The organism is Lentzea sp. NPDC054927 (genome assembly GCF_053610285.1).
This window is the reverse complement of record NZ_JBSGXZ010000002.1, coordinates 25,916-48,285: the sequence shown is the minus strand read 5'-3', so window position 1 is coordinate 48,285 and position 22,370 is coordinate 25,916. Positions and strand designations below refer to the sequence as shown.

The window sequence follows — 22,370 nt, the reverse complement described above, 5'->3', positions numbered from 1 at the left end:
GGCGCGGGTGAGCATTGTTAACTGCCGTCATGGGTTCGAGAAGCATCAGCAGAATGATCAGTCGCGTCGCCGCCGCTGCCGCCGTAGCGCTGTCGGTCATCTCCCTGAACACGCCTTCGGCGGGTGCCGCCGCGTCGGAGTTCATCTACTCGGGGCAGGACTACGGGTACGCCGGGGCCACCTTCGACTGGACCGGGCGCAGCTCGGTGGGGAACATCGACCTGATCGTGTCCGACTGGGGCTGTGACGCCAAGCCGGTGTACGCCTACTTCCTGTTCTACAACGGGTCGCTGCACCCCGACACGACGCCGACGCGCCGGTACGACCACTCCGGCTGCGACAAGGAGGACTACTCCACGTACAACAACCTGACGTGGTCGATCAGTGGTGACTCGATCACCTACATGGGCGTTGTCGTGTGCCGTGACGCGTTCAACGGCCCGTGCAAGGTGGGCGGGCTTTCCGGGCGCAACCCCTACGCGTAGGGGGATCGCGGTGGTCCGTCTGCCCGGCCGTCGCTGCGCTGGTCGCCGCACTGTGTAGCGAGTCGCTCACCTGGCGCGATCACTCTCAGGGGAATCGCCCTGCACGAGAAGCGATCGCGAGGGAGAACACATGTCCGGGCAGGTCATGATCTCGGTGTGGCGCAAGGTGCTGGTGGTCGCCGTGTCAGCTCTGTTGTTGTTGTCCGGATTGCTGTTGCCTGAGTTGCTGGTGTCCGGCACGGCTCACGCGGCGGCCCAGCTCCCGCAGTCCCACATCTACACGCCGTCGAACGGCGGGCAGGTCGAGGCCGGCGAGTCCGTGGTCATCTCCGGCGGTGGCTACGACGGGACGCGGGAGGACACGCTGCAGGACTTCCAGGTGTCGGTGGACGGCGGGAACACCTGGAACGCGGGGTACCGGACCGCGACCATCCCGTTGGGCGGGGAAACCGGCATCATGCAGGCGCTGTGGGCGTACGTGTTCACCCCGGAGGAGCCCGGGGTCTACACGATCGTCAGCCGGGTCGACACCGACACCGTGTACGGCCAGGTTTCGGCGCCCAGGACGTTGTACGTCGGCGTGCCCGCACCTGCACGAGGCGGTTGTTACCTGTGCACCTTCTACTCGTACAACCCCATGCAGGATGCGGCCGAGGGGCGGTCGGTGGAGCTGGGGCTGCGGTTCCGGGTCGATCGGCCGGGCTCGGTGACCAGGATCGTCACGTCGTGGAACCTCAACCAGGCCAGCAGGGTGCGGTTGTGGCGTGCCGACGGGACGGTGCTGGCCGACCTGCAGGTCTCCAGTGCGTACGCCGAACCGTTCGCCACACCTGTGCCGGTCGTGCCGGGCGAGGAGTACGTCGCCTCGTTCACCTCGTGGCGCGGGCTCTACCGCACGAGCGAGAACATGTTCCCGGGGGCGGTGGTCCAAGCGCCGTTCGTGCTGCCCGCGCACGCGGGGGTCTACAGCTACGACGACGGATTCCCCACCCAGACCTGGAACGACAGCCACTACTGGGTCACCCCGGAGTTCCTGTCCTGACCGGCAGGTAGCGCCGTAGGGGCTGTGACTCTCGCACCAGCTTCCTGAGGTCGGCGAGCGTGCCGTGAGCCGCGCCCACGGCACGTGCCTGCACCAGGACGTTGCCCAGTGCGGTCGCCTCGGCGGGTCCCGCGACCACCGGCAGGCCGCACGCGTCGGCGGTGAGCTGGCACAACAACTCGTTGTGCGAGCCGCCGCCGACGATGTGCACGACCTCGACCTCTTTGCCGGACAACCGTTGTGCGTCGTTGATGGCATCGCGGTGGGCGAGTGCGAGACTGTCCAAAATGGAACGGACGATCTCGGGCCTGGTCATGGTTCTCCCACAGGCCTGCTGGATCCGGGCGGGCATGTCGCCGGGCGGCAGGAACACCGGGTCGTTCGGGTCGAACACCGAGCCCGCCGCCTGCCCCGCCTCGTGCAGCAATGGTTCCAGTTCGGCGTCCCAGCAGCGCAGGCATTCCTGCAGCAGCCACAGACCCATCACGTTGCGGAGGTAGCGGATCGTGCCGTCCACGCCGCCCTCGTTGGTGAAGTTGGCGGCCTTGCTCTCCGGACTCAGCACGGGTTCGGAGAGTTCGACGCCGACCAACGACCAGGTGCCGCACGAGATGTAGGCGAAACGGTCGGTCTCGGCGGGCACGGCGACGACGGCGGACGCGGTGTCGTGCGAGCCGACCGCGATGACCGGGACGCCGTTGTAGGTGCCCGCGGCGTCGCCTGGGTGGCGCAGGCGGGGCAGCAGGCCAGGTGGGAGGTCGCGGGTCAGCTCCGGCGACCACTGTCCTGTTCGGACGTCGATCAGGCCGGTCGTGGTGGCGTTGGTGTATTCGGCACCACGTTCCCCGGTCAGCCAGTAGGAGAGCAGATCGGGGATCAACAGGAGCTGCGAGGCCTGGTGCAGCAGTGGTTCCGCCATCAGCTGGAACATGGTGTTGAACGGCTGGAACTGCAGCCCGTTGATCTCGTACAGCCCGTCCCGGGGTGTGATGCCCTCGGTGCGGGAGTCGCGGTAGTGCACGGGGTTGCCGAGCAGTGTGCCGCCGGCGTCGAGCAGGCCGTAGTCGACGGCCCAGCTGTCGATGCCGATGCTGTCGAGCTCACCGGCGAGCTTCAGGCCGGTGAGGACTTCGCGGTAGAGGCCCGGCACGTCCCAGTGCAGGGTGCCGCGCAGGTGCACCGGCCCGTTCGGGAACCGGTGCACCTCCTCGATGTGCACGGCGCCGTCGTCGACGACCCCTCGCACCACGCGGCCGCTGGACGCGCCGAGGTCGACCGCGGCGACCGTCTTCATCGCAGGAACGCCGCTGCGACACCGGCGTCGACCGGCACGTGCAGGCCCGTGGTGAGGGACAGATCGCCCGCTGTCAGCACGAACACCGCCGCGGCCACGTGGTCGGGCAGCACCTCGCGCTTGAGCAGGGTGCGCTGGGCGTAGAACGCGCCGAGCTCGTCCTCCGGCACGCCGTACACGGCCGCGCGCTGGGCACCCCAGCCGCCGGCGAAGATGCCGGAGCCGCGCACCACGCCGTCCGGGTTGATGCCGTTGACGCGGATGCCGTCCTCGCCGAGTTCCGCGGCCAGCAACCGCACCTGGTGCGCCTGGTCGGCCTTGGCGGCGCCGTACGCAACGTTGTTCGGGCCCGCGAACACCGCGTTCTTGCTGGAGATGTAGACGATGTCACCGCCCATCGCCTGCGCGCGCATGACCTTCGCGGCCTGCTGTGACACCAGGAACGACCCCTTGGCCATCACGTCGTGCTGGAGGTCCCAGTCGGCCTCGGTGGTCTCCTCGAGCGGCTTGGAGATCGACAGACCGGCGTTGTTGACCACCAGGTCCACGCCGCCGAACGCGAGCGCGGCCTCCCGGAACGCTTCGACGACGGCCGCGGCGTCGGTGACGTCGACGGTGACCGGCACCGCCACGTCCGTCGAACCGATTCGCTCGGCGACCTCACGTGCCGCGTCACCGTTGCGGTCGGCCACCACAACGCACGCGCCCTCGGCGGCCAGCCGTTCGGCGACGGCCTTGCCGATGCCCGATCCGCCGCCCGTCACGAGCGCGACGCGGGTGGCGAGCGGCTTGGGCTTCGGCATTCGTTGCAGCTTGGCCTCTTCGAGCGCCCAGTACTCGATGCGGAACTTCTCGCGTTCCTCGATCGGCGCGTACCGGGAGATCGACTCGGCACCGCGCATCACGTTGATCGCGTTCACGTAGAACTCGCCGGCGACGCGTGCGGTCTGCTTGTTCTTGCCGAAGCTGAACATCCCCACACCCGGCACCAGCACGATCGCCGGGTCGGCGCCGCGCATCGCCGGGCTGTCCGGCTCGGCGTGCCGCTCGTAGTACGCCCGGTAGTCGTCACGGTAGGCGTCGTGCAGCTGCTCCAGCCGTGTGATCACGTCCTGCAACGGCGCGGTCGGCGGCAGATCGAGCACCAGCGGCCGGACCTTGGTGCGCAGGAAGTGGTCGGGGCACGACGTGCCGAGCGCGGCCAGTTCGGGATGCCGTTCACGGGCCAGGAAGTCGAGCACCACATCGGTGTCGGTGAAATGGCCGACCTGCGGGCTGTCCGTCGAGGCCAGGCCACGGATCACCGGTGCGAGCTCGGCGGCCCGCACGCGGCGTTCGGCCTCCGGCAACGCTTCGTGGACCACCGGTCCGAACGGCTCGGCGCGGCCGTGCTCGTCGAGGTAGCGCTGCGCGGTCTCGATGATCTCCCGCGAGTGCGCCTCGCACTCCTCGCTCGTCGCACCCCACGCGGTGATGCCGTGCCCGCCCAGGATCACGCCGACGGCCTGCGGGTTGTCCCGCTTGACCGCCGCGATGTCCAGGCCCAGCTGAAAACCCGGCCGCCGCCACGGCACCCACACCACGCGCTCGCCGAAGCACGCCTTGACCAGCGCCTCGCCGTCCGCCGCCGTGGCGAACGCGATGCCCGCGTCCGGATGCAGGTGATCGACGTGCGCCGCGTCGACCAGGCCGTGCATGGCCGTGTCGATCGACGGCGCCGCGCCTCCCTTGCCGTGCAGGCAGAAGTCGAAGGCGCCGACCATCTCGTCCTCGCGCTCCACCCCCGGATACACGTCGGTCAGCGCACGCAGCCGGTCGAGCCGCAGCACGGCGAGCCCTGGCGCGGTCAGCGTGCCCAGGTCACCGCCGGATCCCTTGACCCACATCAGTTCCACCGGTCGCCCGGTCACCGGGTCGAGCTCCTCACCCTTGGCCGAGGTGTTGCCGCCCGCGTAGTTGGTGTTGCGCGGGTCGGCCCCCAGCCGGTTGGAACGGTGGAGGAGAGCTTCCACCTGGTTCATGTCACGCACCCCATCCGGCGGCCTCGCCACCGACTCGTTCACGGACGATCTGCTCGGCGTACCCGGACCGCCGGTACGCGGCCATCGGGTCGGGATCGAGGCCCATCTCCTCCCGCAGTTCGCGCAGAAGCGGCCGCACATCGGTGTTGTAGGCGTCCATCAACGCGCCGTTCGCGGCGAGCACGTCACCGGACTGCTGTGCCGCGGACAACTCCGCGACGTCGACCAGCAGGGCTTTCGCCGTGGCCTCCTGGACGTTGAGCACCGAGCGGATGATCGCGGGGATCTTGGCCTCGAGGTTGTGGCACTGGTCGAGCATGAACGCGATGCCCGCCGCCGGCTTCAGCGCGTCGGCGAGCACGATCTCGTGCATGATCCGGAACAGCTGGAACGGGTCCGCCGCGCCGACCATCAGGTCGTCGTCGGCGTAGAAGCGCGAGTTGAAGTCGAACGCGCCGAGCTTCCCTGCACGCAACAGGAACGACACGATGAACTCGATGTTCGTGCCCGGCGCGTGGTGCCCGGTGTCGATCACGACCTGCGCCTTGTCGCCGAGCTGCATGCAATGCGCGTACGCGGTGCCCCAGTCCGGCACGTCGGTCGTGTAGAAGGCGGGCTCGAAGAGCTTGTACTCCAGCAACATCCGCTGGTCGGCACCAAGCCGTGCGTAAACCTCGTGCAGCGCCGCGGAAAGCCGGTCCTGGCGGGCCCGGATGTTGTCCTGACCGGGGTAGTTGGTGCCGTCGGAGAACCACAGCTTGAGGTCCCGCGACCCCGTCTGGTCCATGATGTCGACGCACTCGAGCAGGTGCCGGATCGCCTTGCGCCGCACCGCCGGATCCGGGTGGCACACGCTGCCGAGCTTGTAGTCGTCGTCCTGGAAGACGTTGGAGTTGATGGCACCGAGCGCGACCCCGCGATCGCGCGCGTGCGAGGCCAGCTTGCCGTAGTCGTCGACCTTGTCCCACGGGATGTGCAACGCGACGGTCGGCGCGACGCCGGTGAGCCGGTGCACCACCGCCGCGTCGTCGATCTTCTCGTACGGCGTGCGCGGAACTCCCTGCTGCGCGAACACCTTGAACCGGGTGCCGGAGTTCGCGTACGCCCACGACGGCGTCTCGATCCGCTGCTCGCGCAACGCGTCCTTCACGCTCATGTGTTCTCCCCAAAACTCAATCGAGGTGGAAGACCTCGTCGAGGGGCCGCATCCGTTCGTCGGCGTTGCCGTCGCCGACGAAGAACTCGGCCATCTCGGTCTGCCAGCGCGCGTTCACCTCGGTGCGCGCCATCTCCGCGAGCGCCGCGTCGAAGTCGTCGCACTCCAGGTAGCCGACGAGCAGGCCGTCCTCGGCGAGGAAGAGTGAGTAGTTGTGCCAACCCGCCTCGGTGAGGGCTGCCCGCATCTCCGGCCACACCTCGCGGTGCCGCGCCCGATAGTCGTCAAGACGATCGGCGCGGACCCGCAGGGTGAAGCAGACGCGCATGTCAGAAGTCGAACTTGTCGATGTTGTCCTTGGTGAACACCGTCGGCGGGCCGAGCACGACCTCGCCCTTGGCGCCGATCGTGTAGTCGCCGAGCTCGCCGGCCTTGAACTTCTCGCCCTCCGCACCGCTGATCTGCCCGGACGCGAGCGCGGCGGCAGCGTAGGTGGCGAGGTAGCCGAGCTTGGTCGGGTCCCACAGCGCGAACGACTTCACGGTGCCGTCCTGCACGAACTTGCGCATCTGGTTCGGCGTGCCGAGCCCGGTCAGCTGCACCTTGCCCTTGTACTCCGACGAGCTGAGGTAGCGAGCGGCGGCCGCGACACCGACGGTGGTCGGCGAGATGATGCCCTTGAGGTTCGGGTGCGCCTGCAGCAGGCCCTGGGTCTTCTGGAACGACGTCTGGTCGTCGTCGTTGCCGTACGCGGTCTCCACGAGCTTGAGGCCGGCGTACTCGGGCTTCGCGAGCTCGGTCTTCATGACCTCGATCCACGCGTTCTGGTTGGTGGCGTTGGGAGTCGCGGACAGGATCGCGATCTCACCGCTGCCACCGATCGCCTCGGAGATCAGCTTCACCTGGCCTGTGGCGATGTCGTTCGACGTGGCCTGGTTGATGAAGACGTCCCTGGCGTCCGGCGCCGCGTCGGAGTCGAAGGTGACGACCTTCAAACCCTGGGTCCGCGCGGACTTGAGCGCGGGAGCGACGGCGTTGGCGTCGTTCGCGGAGATCACCAGCGCGTCCTGCTTCTGCTGCGCGGCGGTGTTGATGTAGGTGACCTGCGAGGAGGCGGCGGCGTCGGACGGCCCGGTCGCCTTGACCTCGGCCTTGAGCGCCGTGCCCGCCTGCTCGGCACCCTTCTGCGCCACCGTGAAATACGGGTTGTTGACCTGCTTGGGCAGGAACGTGATCTTCAGACCCTCCTTGAGGGCCGCGTTCGGGTCGGCCTTGCCGGCGTTGGTGGCGCCGCCGGTCTGGTCGCCCGCGCTGTCCTTCGTGGTACCACCACAGCCGGTGAGCGCGACGGCCCCGGACATCACCAGGGCGAGCACTAGACGTGTGTTCATGGCGCGGCCTTTCGTAGGGTTCCGACGCGTCGGGTGATCGAGGGGGCGAGGACGCTCACCAGCAGCAGGAGCCCGGTGACGATGGTGAGGACCTCGGTGGAGGTGTCCTGCAGGATCAGCAGGTTGCGCAGGCCGCCCAGCAACAGCACGCCCGCGAGCACGCCGAAGAGCGATCCCTTGCCGCCGAAGATGGACACGCCGCCGAGCAGGACCGCGGCGACGACGGCCAGTTCGAGCCCGACGCCGTTGTCCGCGCGGGCACTGGAGAAGCGGAAGGTGTAGACGATCCCGGCGATCGCGGCCACCGCTCCGGCGAGCACGAACAGGGTCAGCTTGATCCGTTTGACCCGGATGCCGGAGAACCGCGCGCCCTCCTCGTTGGCGCCGATCGCGTAGACGGACCGGCCGAACGAACTGGCGTGCAGCGCGACGCCGAACAGGACGGCGAGGACTGCGGCGAGCACGATCGGGTACGGGATGTTGGTGCCCGGCAACGGTGTCGTGCCGAACGACGTGTAGCTGGCCGGGAAGTCCGCGACCGCCGTGTCACCCAGCACCACCAGCGCGAGGCCGCGGTAGAGCGCGAGCGTACCGATGGTGACCGCCAGGCTGGGCAGGCCGAGCCGCGTCACGAGCAGGCCGTTGAACGCTCCGCAGAGCGCGCCCGCAACGATCACGGTCGGCAGGATCGTTTCCAGTGGCCAGCCGGCGTTCCACAGCCAGCCGATCAACGCGCTGGACAGGCCGAGCACCGATGCGACGGACAGGTCGATCTCGCCCGCGACGATCACCAGCGTCAGCGGTAGCGCGATGAGCGCGATCTCGCCGATGTCGAGGCCGAGGTAGAAGAGGTTGCCGCCGGACAGGAACGAGCCGTCCGTGCTGACCTGGCCGGTCAGCGCCACCACGATCAGCAGGAAGACCAGCGCTGTCTCCCAGCGCAGGAGGTTACGCATGGCTGGTCCCTTCGGTCTTGCGCAAGGCCTTGGCCAGCCGCAGTGCCAGCAGCCGGTCGACGGTGATGGCGCTGAGCAGCAGCGCGCCCGCGATCGCCTGCTGCCAGAACGCGGGGATCTGCAGCACGACCAGGCAGCTCGTGATGGTGCCCAGCAGCAGTGCGCCCAGTGCGGCGCCCGCCACGGTGCCGGACCCGCCGAAGATCGCGACACCGCCGACCACCACGGCCGCGACGACCTGGAGTTCGAGTCCGGTGCCCGCCGCCGCGTCGACCGTGCCGTAGCGGGCCACCCACAGCGCGCCGGCCAGACCGGCGATCAGTCCGGAAAGGACGAACGTGGTGAGCGTGCGCCTGGCGACCGGGATGCCCGCGAGGGTGGCCGCTTCCGGGTTCGAGCCGATCGCGTACAGCTCGCGGCCGGAGCGGTAGGAGCGGAGGTAGACCGCTGCCACGGCGATGACCACGACGGTGATCAGCACGAGGATCGGGATGCCCGCGATTCGGCTGCTGCCCAGGTTCAGCAACGCGTCGGGGAGGTTCGCCGCGTTGACCTGCTGGCCTTGCGCGAGTGCGTAGTCGATGCCGCGGAACACGTAGAGCGTGCCGAGGGTGACCACGAGGCTCGGGACGTTGCCCAGCGCTACCAGCAGGCCGTTGAGCAGGCCGCACGCCAGGCCGACCGCGATGCCGAAGCCGATGCCCAGCACGAGCGGGGTGCCGGGGTGGTCGGCGAAGTGCTGCGCGGTCAGGAAGGCGGACAGGCCCAGGACCGAGCCGACGGACAGGTCGACGTTTCTCGTCACCACCACGAGGGTTTGGCCCACGGCCAGGAGAGCGACGATGGAGGCGTTGAGGAGGAGGTCGCGGAGGCTCTGGGGCTGGATGAACCGCGGGTTGACGATCGCGGTGGGGATGACGACCAGCGCGAGGGCCACGACGATGCCGAGTTCGCGGACCCGGCCGACGCGGGTGGTGAGGCGGCGGGCGGCGGTGCGCTCGGCGTGCGGGGTGATCGGGGTGTCGAGCTGGGCGGTCATCGGGTCACCTGCCCCGCGGCGGCCAGCGCCACCCGTTCCTCGGTCGCCTCAGCGCGGGACAGCTCCTCGACCAGCCGGCCTTCGTGCATCACCAGCACCCGGTCGGCCATCCCGAGCACCTCCGGCAGCTCCGACGAGATCATCAGCACCGCGACGCCCTCACCGGCCAGCTCCGACAGCAGCCGGTGCACCTCGGCCTTCGTGCCCACGTCGATACCGCGCGTCGGTTCGTCGACGATCAGCACGGACGGCTTGCGCGCGAGCCACTTGGCGAGCACGACCTTCTGCTGGTTGCCGCCGGACAGCACCCCGACCGGGTCGCTCAGCCGCGCGAACTTCAGCCGCAGCTTGACCGCCCAGTCCTGGGCCAGCGCGCGTTCCGAACGGCGGCGCAGCAATCCGAACGTCGACAGCCGGCCCAGTGAGGCGAGCGCGGTGTTGCGTTCGATCGACGCGTCCATCACGAGCCCCTGCTGGCGGCGGTCCTCCGGTACGAACCCGACGCCCGCGGCCATCGCGGCGGTGGGGGAGCCGTACTTCAGCTCCCGGCCGCGCACGACCACGGAACCGCCGTCGGGGCGGTCGATGCCGAACACCGCCCGCGCGACCTCGCTGCGTCCGGCGCCGACGAGGCCGGACAGCGCGACGATCTCGCCTGCCTTGACGTCGAACGACACGTCGGTGAACACACCCTCGCGGGTGAGTCGTCGCACCGAGAGCAGGACGTCGCCCGGTGACGTTTCCTGCTTGGGGAAGAGTTGTGACAGCTCGCGGCCGACCATGCGGCGCACCAGGGAGTCCGGTGTCTCGCCGGTGAGCGGGCCGGACCAGACGAACTCGCCGTCGCGCAGCACGGTGGCGCGTTGGCACAGCGAGAACACCTCGTCGAGCCGGTGCGACACGAACAGCACGGCGGCGTCCTGAGCGCGCAATGCCTGCACGACACCGAAAAGCCGCTGGACCTCGTGCGCGGACAGGGCCGCGGTCGGTTCGTCCATGACGATCACGCGGGCGTCGAACGACAGCGCCTTGGCGATCTCGACCAGCTGCTGGTCGGCAATGGACAGTCCGCGTGCCGGGCGGGCCGGGTCGAGCCGGACACCGAGGCGGGAGAACAGTTCCGAGGTGCGGGCGTGCATCTGAGCGACGTCGATGCGGCGGCCGAACCCGAGCGGCTGGCGGCCCATGAACACGTTCTCCGCCACCGACAGGTCACCGAACAGCGTCGGCTCCTGGTAGATGATCGCGATGCCCGCGGCCAGCGCGTCGGCGGGGCCGGAGAACTTCCGAGCGGAGCCGTCGACCAGCACCTGGCCCGCGTCGGGGCGGTGCACGCCGGCGAGGGTTTTGATCAGCGTCGACTTGCCGGCGCCGTTCTCGCCGAGCAGCGCGTGGGCCTCGCCGGGGAGCAGTCGCAGCGACACCCCGGACAACGCGCGGACGGCGCCGAAGGACTTGCTCACCTCGTCCAGCGTCACCACGGGAGGTCGATCCACGTCTCGTCACCTCGATGTTGAAACGTTTTAACGGCTGAGTTACGTGCACTCTGGGTGCGGCGAGGCGGCATGTCAAGACACAAGAGGTACGATTCGTTGTCACGTTTCAACAAAGGAGCCGCCCGTGAAGCCGTCAGTGGGCATCCGCGACGTCGCGCAGCACGCCGGCGTGTCCAACGCGACCGTGTCGAACGTGCTGAACCGGCCGGACGTCGTCGCGCCCGCCACACGGCAACGAGTGCTGGCCGCGATCGCGGAGCTCGGCTTCGTGCGCAACGAGTCCGCACGCCAGCTGCGAGCCGGGAGCAGCCGGGTGATCGCCTACGTCGTGCTCGACGCGGCGAACCCGTTCTTCACGGACGTGGCGCGCGGCGTGGAGGACGCGGCACGGGAAGCGGGCCTCGCGCTGTTCCTGTGCAACAGCGCTTCCGACGACGGCCGTGAGCGCGAGTACCTGGAGCTGCTGCACGAACAGCGCGTCGAGGGCATCCTGATCACCCCGGTCGACGCCCAAAGCGCCCAGATCGCCGACCGCGGCACCCCGGTCGTGCTGGTCGACCGCGAGTCCACGGACGGAACGCGCTGCTCGGTCGCCGTCGACGACGTGCTCGGCGGCGAGCTCGCCGTGACGCACCTGATCGAGACCGGCCACACCCGCATCGCGATGGTCGGCGGCCCGCTGTCGATCCAGCAGGTGCGCGACCGGCGCGAAGGGGCGTTGCGCGCGCTGGCCAACGCCGGTCTGCCTGCGGAAGCGCTCACCTTCATGGAAACGAAGAGCCTGCAGGTGGGGGAGGGGCGCAACGCGGGGGAGAGGCTCGTGGGCCTGCCGTCGTCACGCCGTCCCACCGCGGCGTTCTGCGCCAACGACCTGCTCGCGCTCGGCCTGCTCCAGTCGATGACCCAGCAGGGCCTGCGCGTGCCGGACGACCTGGCCGTGGTGGGCTACGACGACATCGAGTTCGCCGCGGCCGCCGCCGTGCCGCTCACCTCGGTGCGCCAGCCGCGCGAGCAGCTGGGCCGCACCGCCGCCCAGCTGCTGCTGACCGAGAACGAGCCGGACCACGAGCACCGGCACGTGAAGTTCCAGCCCGAGCTCGTGGTCCGCGCGTCCAGCGCTGTCAAACGGTGACTAACGGACCAGGACCATTTCCCGGTTTTCCTCGACCGTGGTCGAATTGTCCGGCGGAAGGTAGACGTTCAGCGAGGCGGACGTGAATGCGACGCCCTGCCGGAACGCTTTCGTGCGCGACACCACGGTCACGTCGACCTTGTGGAATTGGCCGGTGCACGGAACGTTCCCCGTGTATTTCTCGCCGATCGCGAGCTCGCCGCGCACGTTCTGGGTGACCTGCACCCACAGCGACCCGGTAGCGCCGTTCTGGCACATCAGACGCAGTGGCACGGTGACAGCGGCCCCGCGCGCCTCCAGCCGGCCCTGCGGCTGAACGGTAAGGGCGGCCTCGACCTGTGCGGACGCCGGTACTGACATGGCCACCATTGCGGCAGCGGCCAGAACGAACATCGGAATTGCACGCACGATTGTTTCACCTCGTTGTCGGAAGGCGGAATGCGGCCGCGAACCGACATTAGTCAGAAGGTGATCGGTCGAGCGAGGGGCCATTGATCGTCGCGCGAATCCAGTCGGCGTGGGTCAGCAGGCTCGTGTACAGGCCAGGTCCGTTCGCGCAGATCGCGTCGGTGTCGCCGGGGCCGGAGGTCGTGCCGATCAGCTCCCAGCGGCCGACGCGCGCGGTCCCGTCCGGCACCGCTCCGGTTCCCTCCGGGTCGACGCAGTGGGCGGCCCGCTCCGCCCGTCCACGGCGGTTAGATCGCCCGATCAGCGGGCATCCACCGTCATGTCGCCGCACCGGACTCTCCTCGCCGACCGCTACCGGTTGGGCGAGGTGCTCGGCACGGGTGGCATGGCCGTCGTGCACCGGGCGAGGGACACCCTGCTGGCGCGCGATGTCGCGATCAAGTTGTTCCGGCCGGGTCAGGACGCCGCGGGTGCCCGGCGGTTCGACAGCGAGATGCGCACGCTCGCCGGGTTGTCGCATCCGGGTCTGGTGGCGGTTTACGACGCGGATCTGACCGCCGAGACGCCGTTCATGGTCCTGCAGCTGGTCGAGGGCCGGACGTTGCGCGACCGGATCGACGACGGGCCGATGCGGGTCGGGGACGTGCGCCGGCTGGGCGCGGCGCTGGCGGACGCGCTGGCTCACGTGCACGAGCGCGGATTCGTGCACCGGGACGTCAAGCCGTCCAACATCCTGCTCGACGACGACGCCGTGCCGCGTCTCGCGGACTTCGGGCTGGCGCGACTGGCGGGCAGCGATCGCTTCACCAGGACCGATCAGGTGATCGGCACGGCGGCTTATCTCGCGCCGGAACAGGTGCGTGGCGAGGAGATCACGTCCGCGGTGGACGTGTACGCGCTGGGGCTGGTGCTGCTGGAGTGCCTGACCGGACATCGCGAGTACGAGGGTGCGGAGATCGAGTCGGCCGTCGCGCGATTGCACCGTCCGCCGGTGATTCCGGACGATCTGCCGTTCGGCCTCGTGCGGTTGCTGTCGCTCATGACGTCGTTGTCGCCCGCTCGCCGACCCTCTGCGCGTGAGTGCGCGGACGCCTTGCTCGCTTCGGATCCGCCGACTCTCGTCGTGCCGGCGCCACGCCGTTCACGAGGACTGCTCGCCGCCGCGACGGCAGTGGCGCTGATCGCCGCCGTCGGCACGGGCCTGATCGCGCGAGACCGAGCCACCCCGGCGGAATCGGAGCGGCCGGCGCCTGCCTCGACCCAGCCGCGGACGGTGCAGCAGAACCCGGCGCCCACTCTGCAAGACCAGGCAGCGGACCAGCAAGCAGCGGACCAGCAGGTCGTGCCGACCACCGCGCCGCCGGTTCAGGTCGCGGACGACAACAAGGGCAGCAGCGGAAAAGGCAAGTCGGGCAAGGGGAAGGGCAACAGGCCCTGATCCGTCAGCGGTTCGACGACGGGAACTGGCCGCCGGTGCTGCCGAGCGCGAGCAGTTCGGTGTACTGGTCCTGCCAGGACCGCTCGGTGGCCAACAGGTCCGAGAGCCGCTGCACCCACTCGTCGTCGACCGGCGCGGTGCCCGTCGTCAGGTGCCGTTCGGTCTCCTCGCGCGCCTTGCGCCACTCGGACAGCGTGGGGCCGACCGCGGGGCCACCCTGTTGTTCTGACATGCGCCAACAGTACTGCGCCGCGCAGGGGCGGGCTCTGCTGTACAGTCGGGCCGGTCGGGGTTCGGAGTTGTCGGCAGCCCGCCGTCGCGGTCCCCCGATCCATTCCGGCCAGCTGGTTCTCCGGCCGGAGACAGGAGCACCGGCTTGCCGCCGGATCATCAGCTCTACTTCGTTCCTTCCCAGTTCTTGCAGGTCAACGGATCTTCGTCCTCTGTGCGGCTGATGCCCCGATGACGACCATGATTCCGCCAGACCGCACTCGCCGCGCCGCTGTCGACTTCGCCGAGGCGAGGATGGCGGCCGAGGCCGCGGAAGCCGTTCAGCAGCGCGCAGCGGCCCGTCGAGTGGCCGAACGATCCCTCGACATCGGCGACTGCCGAGAACTTCTTCTGATGCTCGGTCTTTCCGGCAAGGCAACGCTAGGAGCACGCGAATGACCCAGGGCACCATCAAGTGGTTCAACGGCACCAAGGGCTTCGGCTTCATCGCACCCGAAGGTGGCGGCGCCGACCTCTTCGTGCACCAGTCCGAGATCTCCGGGTACGACCACCAGGGCATTCCGGACAACCAGGCGGTCGAGTTCGAGATCGCTCAGGGAGCCAAGGGCATGCAGGCGGTTTCCGTCCGCGTTCTCTGATCTTCGGCACACGTCTTCACCGCACGGGAAGCGTGATCGCGGACGGCCGGGTAGGTCCGATGTGGACCGTCTGGTCGGCGGCGACCATCGCGGTGGCCGTGGCGCGTGACTCACCGGTACCGGGATTGCGGGCGTAGCGCGGGAAAGCGCCGCTCGAGACCTGCACCCGGATGCGGTGCCCACGCCGGAAGCGGTGCGCTGTCGGCCACAACTGGACGACGGCGCACTGCGGTTCGGTCGCGTCGGTCAGGCTGACCAGGCCGTCGCACACGTTCCGCGACAGCCCTTCCTCGTCGACGTCGCAGAGCCGGACGAACACGTCGGCGTGCGACACGCCCGACGAGAACCAGATTTCGGCACTCACCTCGCCCACAACCTCGACGTCCTGATCGAGCACGGGCGTGGTGTAGGTGAGCACGTCCGGACGGGCCTCCAGCGCGGTGTTGTCCACGCGCCCGCTGTCCGCGACCATCCGCACGCCACCGGCAGCCGGGGTGGGATCAGTCGGGTCGTAGCAATACGAGTCCACTGAGGACTCACCAGGCGCTTCCGCGGTCAGCGAACCCTCCGCGCCGAGGTGGAAACGCCGCGGCGAGTAGCCCGCGGGCGGCCAGGACTCGAAGTCCCGCCACGCTTCCTCGCCCATCACGTACAAGCGGACCGGCGCGCGATGCGGCGGCTCCACTCCACGAGCGTGAGCGAGCCCGAACTCCACCGCCTCGTCGACCGGTGTGCCGGTGAACTCCGCGTGCGTCCACGGCCCGACGGTGAGGCGCGCCGGACGCCCGTTCTCCTGCAGGACCTTGAAGTCACGCAGCTGGCCGGGCAGGAAGATGTCGTACCAGCCTCCGATCGAGCTGACCGGCACCGTCACGCCGGCGACCCGGTGGCTGTGGTCGAACCCCTCCCACCGCGGTGCGTCGGCGTCGTGGGCGAGGATGTCCTGGATGTAGGGGGAACGCTCGCCGAACGCGGCGATGTCGGCCTCCCGCAACGGAAGCGTGTTCAGCGCCCGTGCGGTCTTCCTGCCCTGGAACGCCTGGCGCAGCACGGAAAGGGAGCGTTCCTGGGTGCCGACCAGCACGCCCCACGCGAACGGCGTCTCCAGCGACATGCCGTCGGCGCGCAGGAACTCCAGCGTCAGCGCGGATTCGGTCACGATCGGGATCATCGCCTTGACCTGCGGCGGCAGCTGGTCGGCGACCGTCCACTGCACGTGCCCCAGGTAGCTCAGCCCGTACAGCACGATCGCGTCGGACCACGGCTGCTTCACCAGCCAGTCGAGGGTCGCGAGCCCGTCCGCGCGTTCCTGGCGCATCGGGTCGAACGTGCCGCCGGAACCGAACCCGCCGCGCACGCTCTGGATCACCGCCTGGTACCCGCGCTCCGCCAGCGCCCGCGCCAGGATCTGGCCGAACATGCGCCGGCCGTAGGGGGAACGGATCAACGCGGTCGGCAGCCCGTCGCCACCGGAGCGCGGCATCCACCGGTCCGCAAGCAGCTCGACGCCGTCGGGCATCGGCACGCGCAGATCCCTCTGCACCACCAGGTTCCTGGTCAGCGGCGGCGTGAGCTTCAGCTTGCGCTGGAGGATTCGGCTGATCACGTGAGCTCCGTTCATCTGGGCTCCATCAGTAGCGACATCAGGGTCATCAGCCGGTCGGTGAAGGCTTCCGGATCGGGCGCGCCGTCCACGACCCACGCGGTGACGAACGACCCCGCGCCGCCGGTGAAGAACGCGGCGAGGTCGTCGACGACTTCACCGGGGATCCGGTCGCCGTACAGGTGCGCGACGGCCTGCCGGTTGACCGGCAGCAGCAGCTTGATCAGCCCGCGGTCCAGCGCGAACGCGCACGGGCCCGTCAGCAGGGCGCGGTAGAACACCCGGTGCTCGGCGAAGTGCCGGGTCATGACGAGCATCTCCGCCCGCGCGTCCTGGGGATCCTCGAAGCCCGAGAAGCGGGGGAGCAGCTCACGCCGGGCGAGGTCGAGGCCTGCCTCCAGCAACACCGTGTCGAGGTCGCCGAAGTGCTGGTAGACGACCCGGCGGCTGACGTCCGCGGCCGTGGCGATCTCGGAGACCGTGACCGCCGCGGTGCCGCGTGCGGTGACCAGGTCGACCGCTGCCCGCAGGACAGCGGCGCGGGTGCGGCGCACCCGCGGATCGAGCGCGGGTTCGACCGCGGGCAGCTCCACAACGCAGATCGTGCACAAGTGTTACTTAGTAGTCAAGTGTTACTTATCTGAGGAGATGGCGGCCGGTGGGCCCGGCGATCTGGGCCACGAGAGCGGGATTCGGTGCGAGCCGCACCTCGACGTCGGCCCGGAGAGCGCGCAGGTGCGCGGTGATCAGCGCCGGGTCGGGATGCTCGACGTGCAGCGACTCAAGGACGAGCCCGGACGGTGCCGAGACCGCAGGGGACGGCGTGCTGCCCCAGCTGATCAGGAACGGCACCACGCCACCGGCGAGAGCGTTGCTGGTCAGCCGCCACCGCACCACCTCGCCCGACGCGGTCCGCCGCTGTCCGTCGATGACGGCACCGGGGTCGAAGCCCGCAGCGGCGGCATCAGCCCGCGCCTGGTCGATGTCGTCGCACGAGACCGCCCAGCCGACCAGCCCCTGCCGGTGCACACCGTCCACTCCGAACGGCCGGGGCAGATCCGGTTCCGGCTGGTGCGGATCCGGAGCGATGATCTCCAGATACGTCTGAGGACCGAGCGCCAGCACCCTGTTGTGCGTGCCCAGACCGACGTGCTGGCCACCGCCTGCCGCACGCACGCCGAACCGTTCCTCGACCGCGTCCACCGCCGCGTCCAGTTCCGGCGCGGCGTAGACGAGGTGATCGATCACGCGCCGCGTCCCAGGTACTTCTTGATGCAGTGGACGACGCCGAGCCGGCTGGCGAACGCGTTGAAGTCGGCGAGCCGGACCACCGAGAACCCCAGGCTCTTCCACAGCTGGTCCATCGAGTCGTCGATCACGGCCAGGTCGGCCTGCTCGCCGTGTCCGAACGTGGGCAGGTACACGGTGCGGCCGGCGCTGGAACTGTTCTCCACCAGGCAGTTGTTCCAGGTGATGTGGTGCCACGACCGGACCTGGATCGCGGACTCCGGCTGCGCGCCCGCCGCCGCGAACTCGCTGACGACCCCGCGCAGTTCGGCGCCGTCCGGGGTCTCCGCGAACGAGCGCAGCGCGGCGAACGTGAGCCGCTGGGTGATCTGCGGCCGGTGCACGAGCGGGTTGCGCTCGACCGCGAAGCCGCGCTGGGAGAACTCGGCCGCGATCTCGTCGTACGCGGTCTGCAGCGCGAACGGGGACTTGGTGCCGAGCGCGGCGTCGGCGAGTTGAGGGCTGCCCACGAGCACGCGGAACCGGCCGTCGTCCGCCGGGCCCGCCAGCGTCACGAACATGTCGATGTGGAAGATCGGCTGAAGATCGCCGGTACCGCCGCCGGGCAGGTCGAGGAAGTACTCGCCGGCCTCCACGGTCGCGTAGTACGTCTTGAGGCCCAACGGCCGTTTCGTGCCGACGAGCTGGAGTTCGCGCGTGCTGTCGACGTGCCGGCTGAACAGCTCGCGGACGAACTCGACCTCCGTCCGGCCCTCCGGCACGCTGACCGGCAGCTCGCCGCTGCGGATCAGCTCGAGCGTGTCGAGGAAGTAGTCGGTGCCCAGCAACCAGAAGTCGTCACCGATCAGGCAGTTGCCGCCCTGGAACACCAGCGGGGCCTGACTCGCCCGCAGCGCGGTGAACTCCTCGACGCTGTCCGCGATCAGCGAGTCGCCCGAGCGTGGGAACGTCCACGGCTCCAACAGGTACGTCAGGCTGTCCCCGGTGTCGTCGGCGTCGACGAGCGCCAGGTAGCCGTCCTCGGCCCAGTCGGTGAAGTCGATGTAGTCGGGCATCGGCACGTACGACACGTTCTCCGCGGGATGCCCGCCGAACCACTCCTCGACCGTCTGCCGATCGCTCTCGTGGTGCACCACCACGAATCGCGTCCCCGCGCGCATCGCGGTGATCACCGAGCGGTAGCCCGCGGCCAGCTCGGGTGCGTGCACGCCGTAGGAGGGGAACGACAGCAGCAGGCGGTCGATCGACCCCGACCACGACGAGATCAGCCTGGGCCGCGCCACACCCGGCCGCGAGCGGAACACGTTCAGCGTCGCGGCGCGGGTGGAGTCGAAGGCGGGGAACAGGTCCCGGTCCGTGCGCTTGTGGTGCGGCGCGTCGGGAACGAGGAAGCGGTAGGCGGCGTCTCCGTACGTGCCGGCAGCCAAGGTGCACCTCCGAGATCGGCGGTTCGCGTGCGGGCAGCATCCCACGACCGCCGCCGGCGTCAGTCCGTTTCGGCCTCAGGATCCCGATGCCCGCGCAAGGAACCGGGATGCGCCTTGGCCGCCGGGTCGTTGCGGGTCTTGATCAGGCTCGCGACCGTCACGATCACCAGGATGCCGATGATCACGCCGAGGCTGAGCGGCGTCGGCACCTCCGGCACGCTCGCGGAGATGTCGACGTGCGCCCAGTGCAGGATCAGCTTGACGCCGATGAACGCCAGGATGACCGCGAGCCCCGCCGACAGGTACACCAGCCGGTCGAGCAGTCCCTTGACCAGGAAGAACAACGCGCGCAGGCCGAGCAACGCGAACGCGTTGGCGGTGAACACGATGTAGGGCTCCTCGGTCACGCCGAACACCGCGGGGATCGAGTCGAGCGCGAACAGCAGGTCGACGCCGCCGATCGCGACCAGCACGACGAACAGGGGAGTGGCCATCCGCTTGCCGTCGAGCCGCGTGAAGATCTTGCCGCCCACGTAGTCGTCCGTGACCGGCAGGAGCTTGCGCGCGGTCTTGACCACCACGTTGTTCTCGACGTCGGGGTCCTCGTTGCGGTGCCGGAACAGCTGCACGGCCGTGTAGATCAGCAGCAGCCCGAACAGCAGGAACATGAACGAGAACAACGACAGCAGCGTGGCGCCGACCGCGATGAAGATGCCGCGCATGATCAGCGCGAGCACGATGCCGAACGTCAGCACCTTGTGCTGGTGTTCCTCGGGCACCAGGAACGTGGTCATGATGATCACGAAGACGAACAGGTTGTCGACCGAGAGACTCTTCTCGACGATGTACCCGGCGAAGTACTCCGTGCCGAACTGGCCGCCGTGCGCGCTCATGAACCACACGCCGAACCCGATGGCGACCAGGATGTAGAACACCGACCACAGGCTGGCCTCGCGGAAGCCGATCCGGTGAGGGCGCCACGCCGCCAGCACGAGGTCGACCGCCAGCAGTGCGACGATCACCCCGATCGTGACCACCCACGTCAGTCCGCTGATCTCCAGCACAGGCACTCCTCCGCGTAGTCGTGTCCGTCTTAAAAGGACGTTACCGGACCGGGACGGGCACAGTGCGGTGCACCGGGTCAGGCGCTTTCGCGCACCACCAGCGTGGAGGTGAAGAACGTCACCGGGCCGGTGTCGCGCCGGTCGAGCACCGCGGTCACGGCACCGGCGGCGATCTCCTCCACCGGATGCGTGCTCGTGGTCAGCGCCGGCGTGGTGAGGCCCGCGAACGCGATGTCGTCGAAACCGGCGACCGCCACGTCGCCGGGAACGCCGATGCCGAGTCCGCGCAGGCCGTTCAGCACACCGAGCGCGGTGACGTCGCTGATCGCGAAGACGGCGTCGGTGTCCGGCCACCGTCCCATGATCTCCACCGCCGCGGACGCACCCCGCTCCGCGGAGAAGTCACCGTCCACCAGCCGGACGTCACCGCCGAGGTCCTGCACGACCCGCCGGTAGGCCTCGACCGCGCGATTCCCGCACGGCAACCACGGCGGGCCTGCGACCATGGCGATCCTGCGCCTGCCGGAGCCCACCAGATGCCGCATGATTCCAGTGGTGCCGTTGCGGTTGTCGATGTCGAACGAGGGCACGCCGCGGGTGCCGACGCCGATGGCGACAGCCCTGCCGCGCAGGGACTTCGGCAGTGCGTCCAGCGCGGGCTGGGTCGGGTTGATCACCACCAGGCCGCTGATGCCGCGGCTTTCGGTGAGCCGGGAGAGTGCGGAGGGATCGTGGAGCGGCAGCCAGTGCAGGGAGACGCCGACCTCGCGTTCGGCTGCGATGCTGGTCGCGGTGATCATGACCCGGCCCACGTAGGCGTCGTCGAGCACGGCGGCCGTGTGGCCGATGACGGCGATCGCGAGACGGGTGCCGCGGCGGGTGACCAGTGCGCGGGCGGCGGCGTCCGGCACGTACTCCAGTGCGCTGACCGCCGCGTTGACCCGGTCGCGTGCCTTGGCGGACGCCGGGCCCTGGCCGGTGACCACGCGGGAGGCGGTCGCGCGCGACACGCCGGCGGCTCGTGCGACGTCGTCCAGCGTCGCGGTGTGCTTGCCCTTCATCTCCCCAGTATTGCGGTGGAAGCGCTTCCACGGGTGAGCTTCGCGGTGTGGAGAATCAGATGACGCTGGAGCGCGGCCAGGTTCGCGCCGCCGCGGCCGGGGTGGCGGTCACGTTCGGGCTCAACGGTGTCGCGATGGCGACCTGGTTCGCGCGCGTGCCCGCCGCCCGTGACGCGCTCGGGCTGACCGCCGGTGCGCTGGGGCTGCTGCTGTTGATGGGATCGGCCGGCGCGTGCCTGGCGATGGTGTCCGCGGGCGAGGTGACGCACCGGCTGGGTCCGGCGAGGACCGTGCGCCTGTCGGCGGTGATGGTCGCGGCGGGTCTCGCGCTGGCGGGAGCCGGGATCGGGACCTGGCCGTCGGTGCCGCTGACCGCGGTGGGGATCTTCGTGCTCGGATACGGGTCGGGCACGTGCGACGTCGCGATGAACGTCGAGGCGGCGGAGGTCGAACGCGCGCTCGGGCGGGCTGTCATGCCGCGCTTTCACGCGATGTGGAGCCTGGGCACCGTGCTCGCCGCCGGACTCGCGTCCCTGGTGGCGTGGGCGGCGCTGCCCGTGACGTGGCACCTGACCGGTGTGGCGTTGGTGGTCGGCGGCGGCACGCTGGTGGCCGCGCGGGCCTACCGGTTCGGCGCCGGGGAGGCGCACGGCAAGAGCAGCGGAGTCATGGCCGCGTGGCGGGAACCGCGCACGCTGCTGATCGGCCTGTTCGTGCTGGTGCTGGCGTTCACCGAGGGCACCGCGAACGACTGGCTGGCAGTCGCGTTCGTCGACGGCCACGCGTTCGACCCCGCCGGGGGAGCGGTGGTGTTCGCCGTGTTCGTCACGACGATGACCGTCGGACGGACAGCGGGAACCGTGGCGCTGGACCGGTGGGGACGTGTGCCGGTGCTGGCCGTCAGCATGCTGCTGGCCGCGGCCGGAGCCGCCGTGGCGGTGCTGGGCGGATCGCCGGTCCTGGCGGTCGCGGGCGTCGCCCTGTGGGGACTGGGCGCGGCGCTGGGCTTCCCGGTGGGCATGAGTGCGGCCGCGGACGACCCGGCGCGCGCGGCGGCACGGGTCAGCGTGGTGGCGGTCATCGGTTACACGGCGTTCCTCGCCGGGCCACCGCTCGTCGGCCTGCTCGGCAACGAGGTGGGGGTGCTGCGGGCCCTGCTGGTGGTGCCGCTGTTGTTGTTGCCCGCGTTGGCCCTCGTGCCCGCGCTGCGCCCTGCGCGCACCCGTTGATTCGCCGTCCA

Annotated in this window: 24 protein-coding genes; 7 read left to right on the top strand and 17 right to left on the bottom strand. The window is 69.7% G+C overall.

Annotated features, from left to right (window positions below; translation table 11 throughout):
• The first annotated feature begins 53 nt into the window (after nt 1-53).
• Together ACWGE0_RS03845 and ACWGE0_RS03840 are read left to right on the top strand one after the other, a co-directional pair.
• Nucleotides 54-485 (top strand): hypothetical protein, encoded by a 432-nt coding sequence (locus ACWGE0_RS03845; RefSeq protein ID WP_452259376.1) that lies wholly within the window; start codon nt 54-56, stop codon nt 483-485.
• A gap of 130 nt (nt 486-615) precedes the next feature.
• Nucleotides 616-1,527 carry a DUF4082 domain-containing protein gene (locus ACWGE0_RS03840; protein ID WP_452259375.1) on the top strand — a complete coding sequence of 304 codons (912 nt, stop codon included), beginning with the start codon at nt 616-618 and terminating at the stop codon, nt 1,525-1,527.
• Here ACWGE0_RS03840 and ACWGE0_RS03835 read toward each other — a convergent pair.
• From ACWGE0_RS03835 to ACWGE0_RS03800, 8 genes are read right to left on the bottom strand one after another with little or no spacing between them, the layout of a single operon-like run.
• Entirely contained in the window at nt 1,505-2,821 is a 1,317-nt protein-coding gene (locus ACWGE0_RS03835) for a rhamnulokinase (protein WP_452259374.1), read from the bottom strand. The two genes, ACWGE0_RS03840 and ACWGE0_RS03835, sit on opposite strands and share 23 nt — an antisense overlap.
• Entirely contained in the window at nt 2,818-4,842 is a 2,025-nt protein-coding gene (locus ACWGE0_RS03830) for a bifunctional aldolase/short-chain dehydrogenase (protein WP_452259373.1), read from the bottom strand. Before ACWGE0_RS03830 ends, ACWGE0_RS03835 begins: the two co-directional genes overlap by 4 nt.
• A gap of 1 nt (nt 4,843) precedes the next feature.
• A complete protein-coding gene (rhaI, locus tag ACWGE0_RS03825) occupies nt 4,844-5,998 on the bottom strand; it encodes an L-rhamnose isomerase (RefSeq protein WP_452259372.1) in 1,155 nt (384 codons plus the stop codon).
• Nucleotides 5,999-6,014: 16 nt separating this feature from the next.
• Nucleotides 6,015-6,326 carry an L-rhamnose mutarotase gene (locus tag ACWGE0_RS03820; RefSeq protein WP_452259371.1) on the bottom strand — a complete coding sequence of 104 codons (312 nt, stop codon included), beginning with the start codon at nt 6,324-6,326 and terminating at the stop codon, nt 6,015-6,017.
• Nucleotide 6,327: 1 nt separating this feature from the next.
• Entirely contained in the window at nt 6,328-7,389 is a 1,062-nt protein-coding gene (gene rhaS, locus ACWGE0_RS03815; protein ID WP_452259370.1) for a rhamnose ABC transporter substrate-binding protein, read from the bottom strand.
• Nucleotides 7,386-8,345: an ABC transporter permease gene (locus tag ACWGE0_RS03810; RefSeq protein WP_319971657.1), complete on the bottom strand. Its 960-nt coding sequence runs from the start codon at nt 8,343-8,345 to the stop codon at nt 7,386-7,388. Before ACWGE0_RS03810 ends, rhaS begins: the two co-directional genes overlap by 4 nt.
• Nucleotides 8,338-9,384, bottom strand: a complete 1,047-nt coding sequence (locus ACWGE0_RS03805) for an ABC transporter permease (RefSeq protein ID WP_452259369.1) — start codon at nt 9,382-9,384, stop codon at nt 8,338-8,340. The genes ACWGE0_RS03810 and ACWGE0_RS03805 overlap by 8 nt, the downstream gene beginning before the upstream one ends.
• Nucleotides 9,381-10,880, bottom strand: a complete 1,500-nt coding sequence (locus ACWGE0_RS03800) for a sugar ABC transporter ATP-binding protein (protein WP_452259368.1) — start codon at nt 10,878-10,880, stop codon at nt 9,381-9,383. The genes ACWGE0_RS03805 and ACWGE0_RS03800 overlap by 4 nt, the downstream gene beginning before the upstream one ends.
• A gap of 124 nt (nt 10,881-11,004) precedes the next feature.
• On the opposite strand from ACWGE0_RS03800, the gene ACWGE0_RS03795 reads away from it, so the two are divergent.
• On the top strand, nt 11,005-12,012 hold the full coding sequence (locus ACWGE0_RS03795) for a LacI family DNA-binding transcriptional regulator (RefSeq protein ID WP_452259367.1): 1,008 nt from the start codon (nt 11,005-11,007) through the stop codon (nt 12,010-12,012).
• On the opposite strand, the gene ACWGE0_RS03790 is transcribed toward ACWGE0_RS03795, so the two are convergent.
• Together ACWGE0_RS03790 and ACWGE0_RS03785 are read right to left on the bottom strand one after the other, a co-directional pair.
• Nucleotides 12,013-12,420 (bottom strand): hypothetical protein, encoded by a 408-nt coding sequence (locus ACWGE0_RS03790; protein WP_452259366.1) that lies wholly within the window; start codon nt 12,418-12,420, stop codon nt 12,013-12,015.
• A 49-nt stretch (nt 12,421-12,469) separates the two neighbouring features.
• The gene (locus ACWGE0_RS03785; protein ID WP_452259365.1) at nt 12,470-12,649 is read right to left on the bottom strand and encodes a hypothetical protein; all 180 of its coding nucleotides are present in this window, start codon (nt 12,647-12,649) and stop codon (nt 12,470-12,472) included.
• A gap of 90 nt (nt 12,650-12,739) precedes the next feature.
• Here ACWGE0_RS03785 and ACWGE0_RS03780 point away from each other — a divergent pair, with 90 nt between their 5' ends.
• Nucleotides 12,740-13,858 (top strand): serine/threonine-protein kinase, encoded by a 1,119-nt coding sequence (locus ACWGE0_RS03780; protein ID WP_452259364.1) that lies wholly within the window; start codon nt 12,740-12,742, stop codon nt 13,856-13,858.
• Nucleotides 13,859-13,862: 4 nt separating this feature from the next.
• On the opposite strand, the gene ACWGE0_RS03775 is transcribed toward ACWGE0_RS03780, so the two are convergent.
• A complete protein-coding gene (locus ACWGE0_RS03775; RefSeq protein ID WP_452259363.1) occupies nt 13,863-14,090 on the bottom strand; it encodes a hypothetical protein in 228 nt (75 codons plus the stop codon).
• A gap of 230 nt (nt 14,091-14,320) precedes the next feature.
• Here ACWGE0_RS03775 and ACWGE0_RS03770 point away from each other — a divergent pair, with 230 nt between their 5' ends.
• Together ACWGE0_RS03770 and ACWGE0_RS03765 are read left to right on the top strand one after the other, a co-directional pair.
• Nucleotides 14,321-14,527 (top strand): hypothetical protein, encoded by a 207-nt coding sequence (locus ACWGE0_RS03770; protein ID WP_452259362.1) that lies wholly within the window; start codon nt 14,321-14,323, stop codon nt 14,525-14,527.
• On the top strand, nt 14,524-14,727 hold the full coding sequence (locus ACWGE0_RS03765; protein ID WP_452259361.1) for a cold-shock protein: 204 nt from the start codon (nt 14,524-14,526) through the stop codon (nt 14,725-14,727). The genes ACWGE0_RS03770 and ACWGE0_RS03765 overlap by 4 nt, the downstream gene beginning before the upstream one ends.
• A gap of 16 nt (nt 14,728-14,743) precedes the next feature.
• Here the strand turns inward: ACWGE0_RS03765 and ACWGE0_RS03760 are convergent, their stop codons facing one another.
• The 6 genes from ACWGE0_RS03760 to ACWGE0_RS03735 all read right to left on the bottom strand — a co-directional run bounded on the left by ACWGE0_RS03760 (nt 14,744) and on the right by ACWGE0_RS03735 (nt 21,130).
• On the bottom strand, nt 14,744-16,348 hold the full coding sequence (locus ACWGE0_RS03760; RefSeq protein ID WP_452259360.1) for a CocE/NonD family hydrolase: 1,605 nt from the start codon (nt 16,346-16,348) through the stop codon (nt 14,744-14,746).
• Nucleotides 16,345-16,923: a TetR/AcrR family transcriptional regulator gene (locus ACWGE0_RS03755; protein WP_452259359.1), complete on the bottom strand. Its 579-nt coding sequence runs from the start codon at nt 16,921-16,923 to the stop codon at nt 16,345-16,347. The genes ACWGE0_RS03760 and ACWGE0_RS03755 overlap by 4 nt, the downstream gene beginning before the upstream one ends.
• 43 nt (nt 16,924-16,966) lie before the next feature.
• Nucleotides 16,967-17,578, bottom strand: coding sequence for a VOC family protein (locus ACWGE0_RS03750; RefSeq protein WP_452259358.1), 612 nt, complete (start codon nt 17,576-17,578; stop codon nt 16,967-16,969).
• Nucleotides 17,575-19,005, bottom strand: a complete 1,431-nt coding sequence (locus ACWGE0_RS03745) for a hypothetical protein (RefSeq protein WP_452259357.1) — start codon at nt 19,003-19,005, stop codon at nt 17,575-17,577. The genes ACWGE0_RS03750 and ACWGE0_RS03745 overlap by 4 nt, the downstream gene beginning before the upstream one ends.
• A gap of 59 nt (nt 19,006-19,064) precedes the next feature.
• Nucleotides 19,065-20,069, bottom strand: a complete 1,005-nt coding sequence (locus ACWGE0_RS03740; RefSeq protein ID WP_452259356.1) for a TerC family protein — start codon at nt 20,067-20,069, stop codon at nt 19,065-19,067.
• Between the two features lie 77 nt (nt 20,070-20,146).
• Nucleotides 20,147-21,130 carry a LacI family DNA-binding transcriptional regulator gene (locus ACWGE0_RS03735; protein ID WP_452259355.1) on the bottom strand — a complete coding sequence of 328 codons (984 nt, stop codon included), beginning with the start codon at nt 21,128-21,130 and terminating at the stop codon, nt 20,147-20,149.
• 59 nt (nt 21,131-21,189) lie between these two features.
• On the opposite strand from ACWGE0_RS03735, the gene ACWGE0_RS03730 reads away from it, so the two are divergent.
• Nucleotides 21,190-22,359: an MFS transporter gene (locus ACWGE0_RS03730; protein ID WP_452259354.1), complete on the top strand. Its 1,170-nt coding sequence runs from the start codon at nt 21,190-21,192 to the stop codon at nt 22,357-22,359.
• Nucleotides 22,360-22,370 lie beyond the last annotated feature (11 nt).

Bases quoted from the DNA above. Each gene is read 5' to 3' on its own strand.
- ACWGE0_RS03845 (WP_452259376.1), top strand. From the start codon at position 54: ATGATCAGTCGCGTCGCCGCCGCTGCCGCCGTAGCGCTGTCGGTCATC.
- ACWGE0_RS03840 (WP_452259375.1), top strand. From the start codon at position 616: ATGTCCGGGCAGGTCATGATCTCGGTGTGGCGCAAGGTGCTGGTGGTC.
- ACWGE0_RS03835 (WP_452259374.1), bottom strand. From the start codon at position 2,821: ATGAAGACGGTCGCCGCGGTCGACCTCGGCGCGTCCAGCGGCCGCGTG.
- ACWGE0_RS03830 (WP_452259373.1), bottom strand. From the start codon at position 4,842: ATGAACCAGGTGGAAGCTCTCCTCCACCGTTCCAACCGGCTGGGGGCC.
- rhaI (WP_452259372.1), bottom strand. From the start codon at position 5,998: ATGAGCGTGAAGGACGCGTTGCGCGAGCAGCGGATCGAGACGCCGTCG.
- ACWGE0_RS03820 (WP_452259371.1), bottom strand. From the start codon at position 6,326: ATGCGCGTCTGCTTCACCCTGCGGGTCCGCGCCGATCGTCTTGACGAC.
- rhaS (WP_452259370.1), bottom strand. From the start codon at position 7,389: ATGAACACACGTCTAGTGCTCGCCCTGGTGATGTCCGGGGCCGTCGCG.
- ACWGE0_RS03810 (WP_319971657.1), bottom strand. From the start codon at position 8,345: ATGCGTAACCTCCTGCGCTGGGAGACAGCGCTGGTCTTCCTGCTGATC.
- ACWGE0_RS03805 (WP_452259369.1), bottom strand. From the start codon at position 9,384: ATGACCGCCCAGCTCGACACCCCGATCACCCCGCACGCCGAGCGCACC.
- ACWGE0_RS03780 (WP_452259364.1), top strand. From the start codon at position 12,740: ATGTCGCCGCACCGGACTCTCCTCGCCGACCGCTACCGGTTGGGCGAG.
- ACWGE0_RS03775 (WP_452259363.1), bottom strand. From the start codon at position 14,090: ATGTCAGAACAACAGGGTGGCCCCGCGGTCGGCCCCACGCTGTCCGAG.
- ACWGE0_RS03770 (WP_452259362.1), top strand. From the start codon at position 14,321: ATGACGACCATGATTCCGCCAGACCGCACTCGCCGCGCCGCTGTCGAC.
- ACWGE0_RS03765 (WP_452259361.1), top strand. From the start codon at position 14,524: ATGACCCAGGGCACCATCAAGTGGTTCAACGGCACCAAGGGCTTCGGC.
- ACWGE0_RS03760 (WP_452259360.1), bottom strand. From the start codon at position 16,348: ATGAACGGAGCTCACGTGATCAGCCGAATCCTCCAGCGCAAGCTGAAG.
- ACWGE0_RS03735 (WP_452259355.1), bottom strand. From the start codon at position 21,130: ATGAAGGGCAAGCACACCGCGACGCTGGACGACGTCGCACGAGCCGCC.
- ACWGE0_RS03730 (WP_452259354.1), top strand. From the start codon at position 21,190: ATGACGCTGGAGCGCGGCCAGGTTCGCGCCGCCGCGGCCGGGGTGGCG.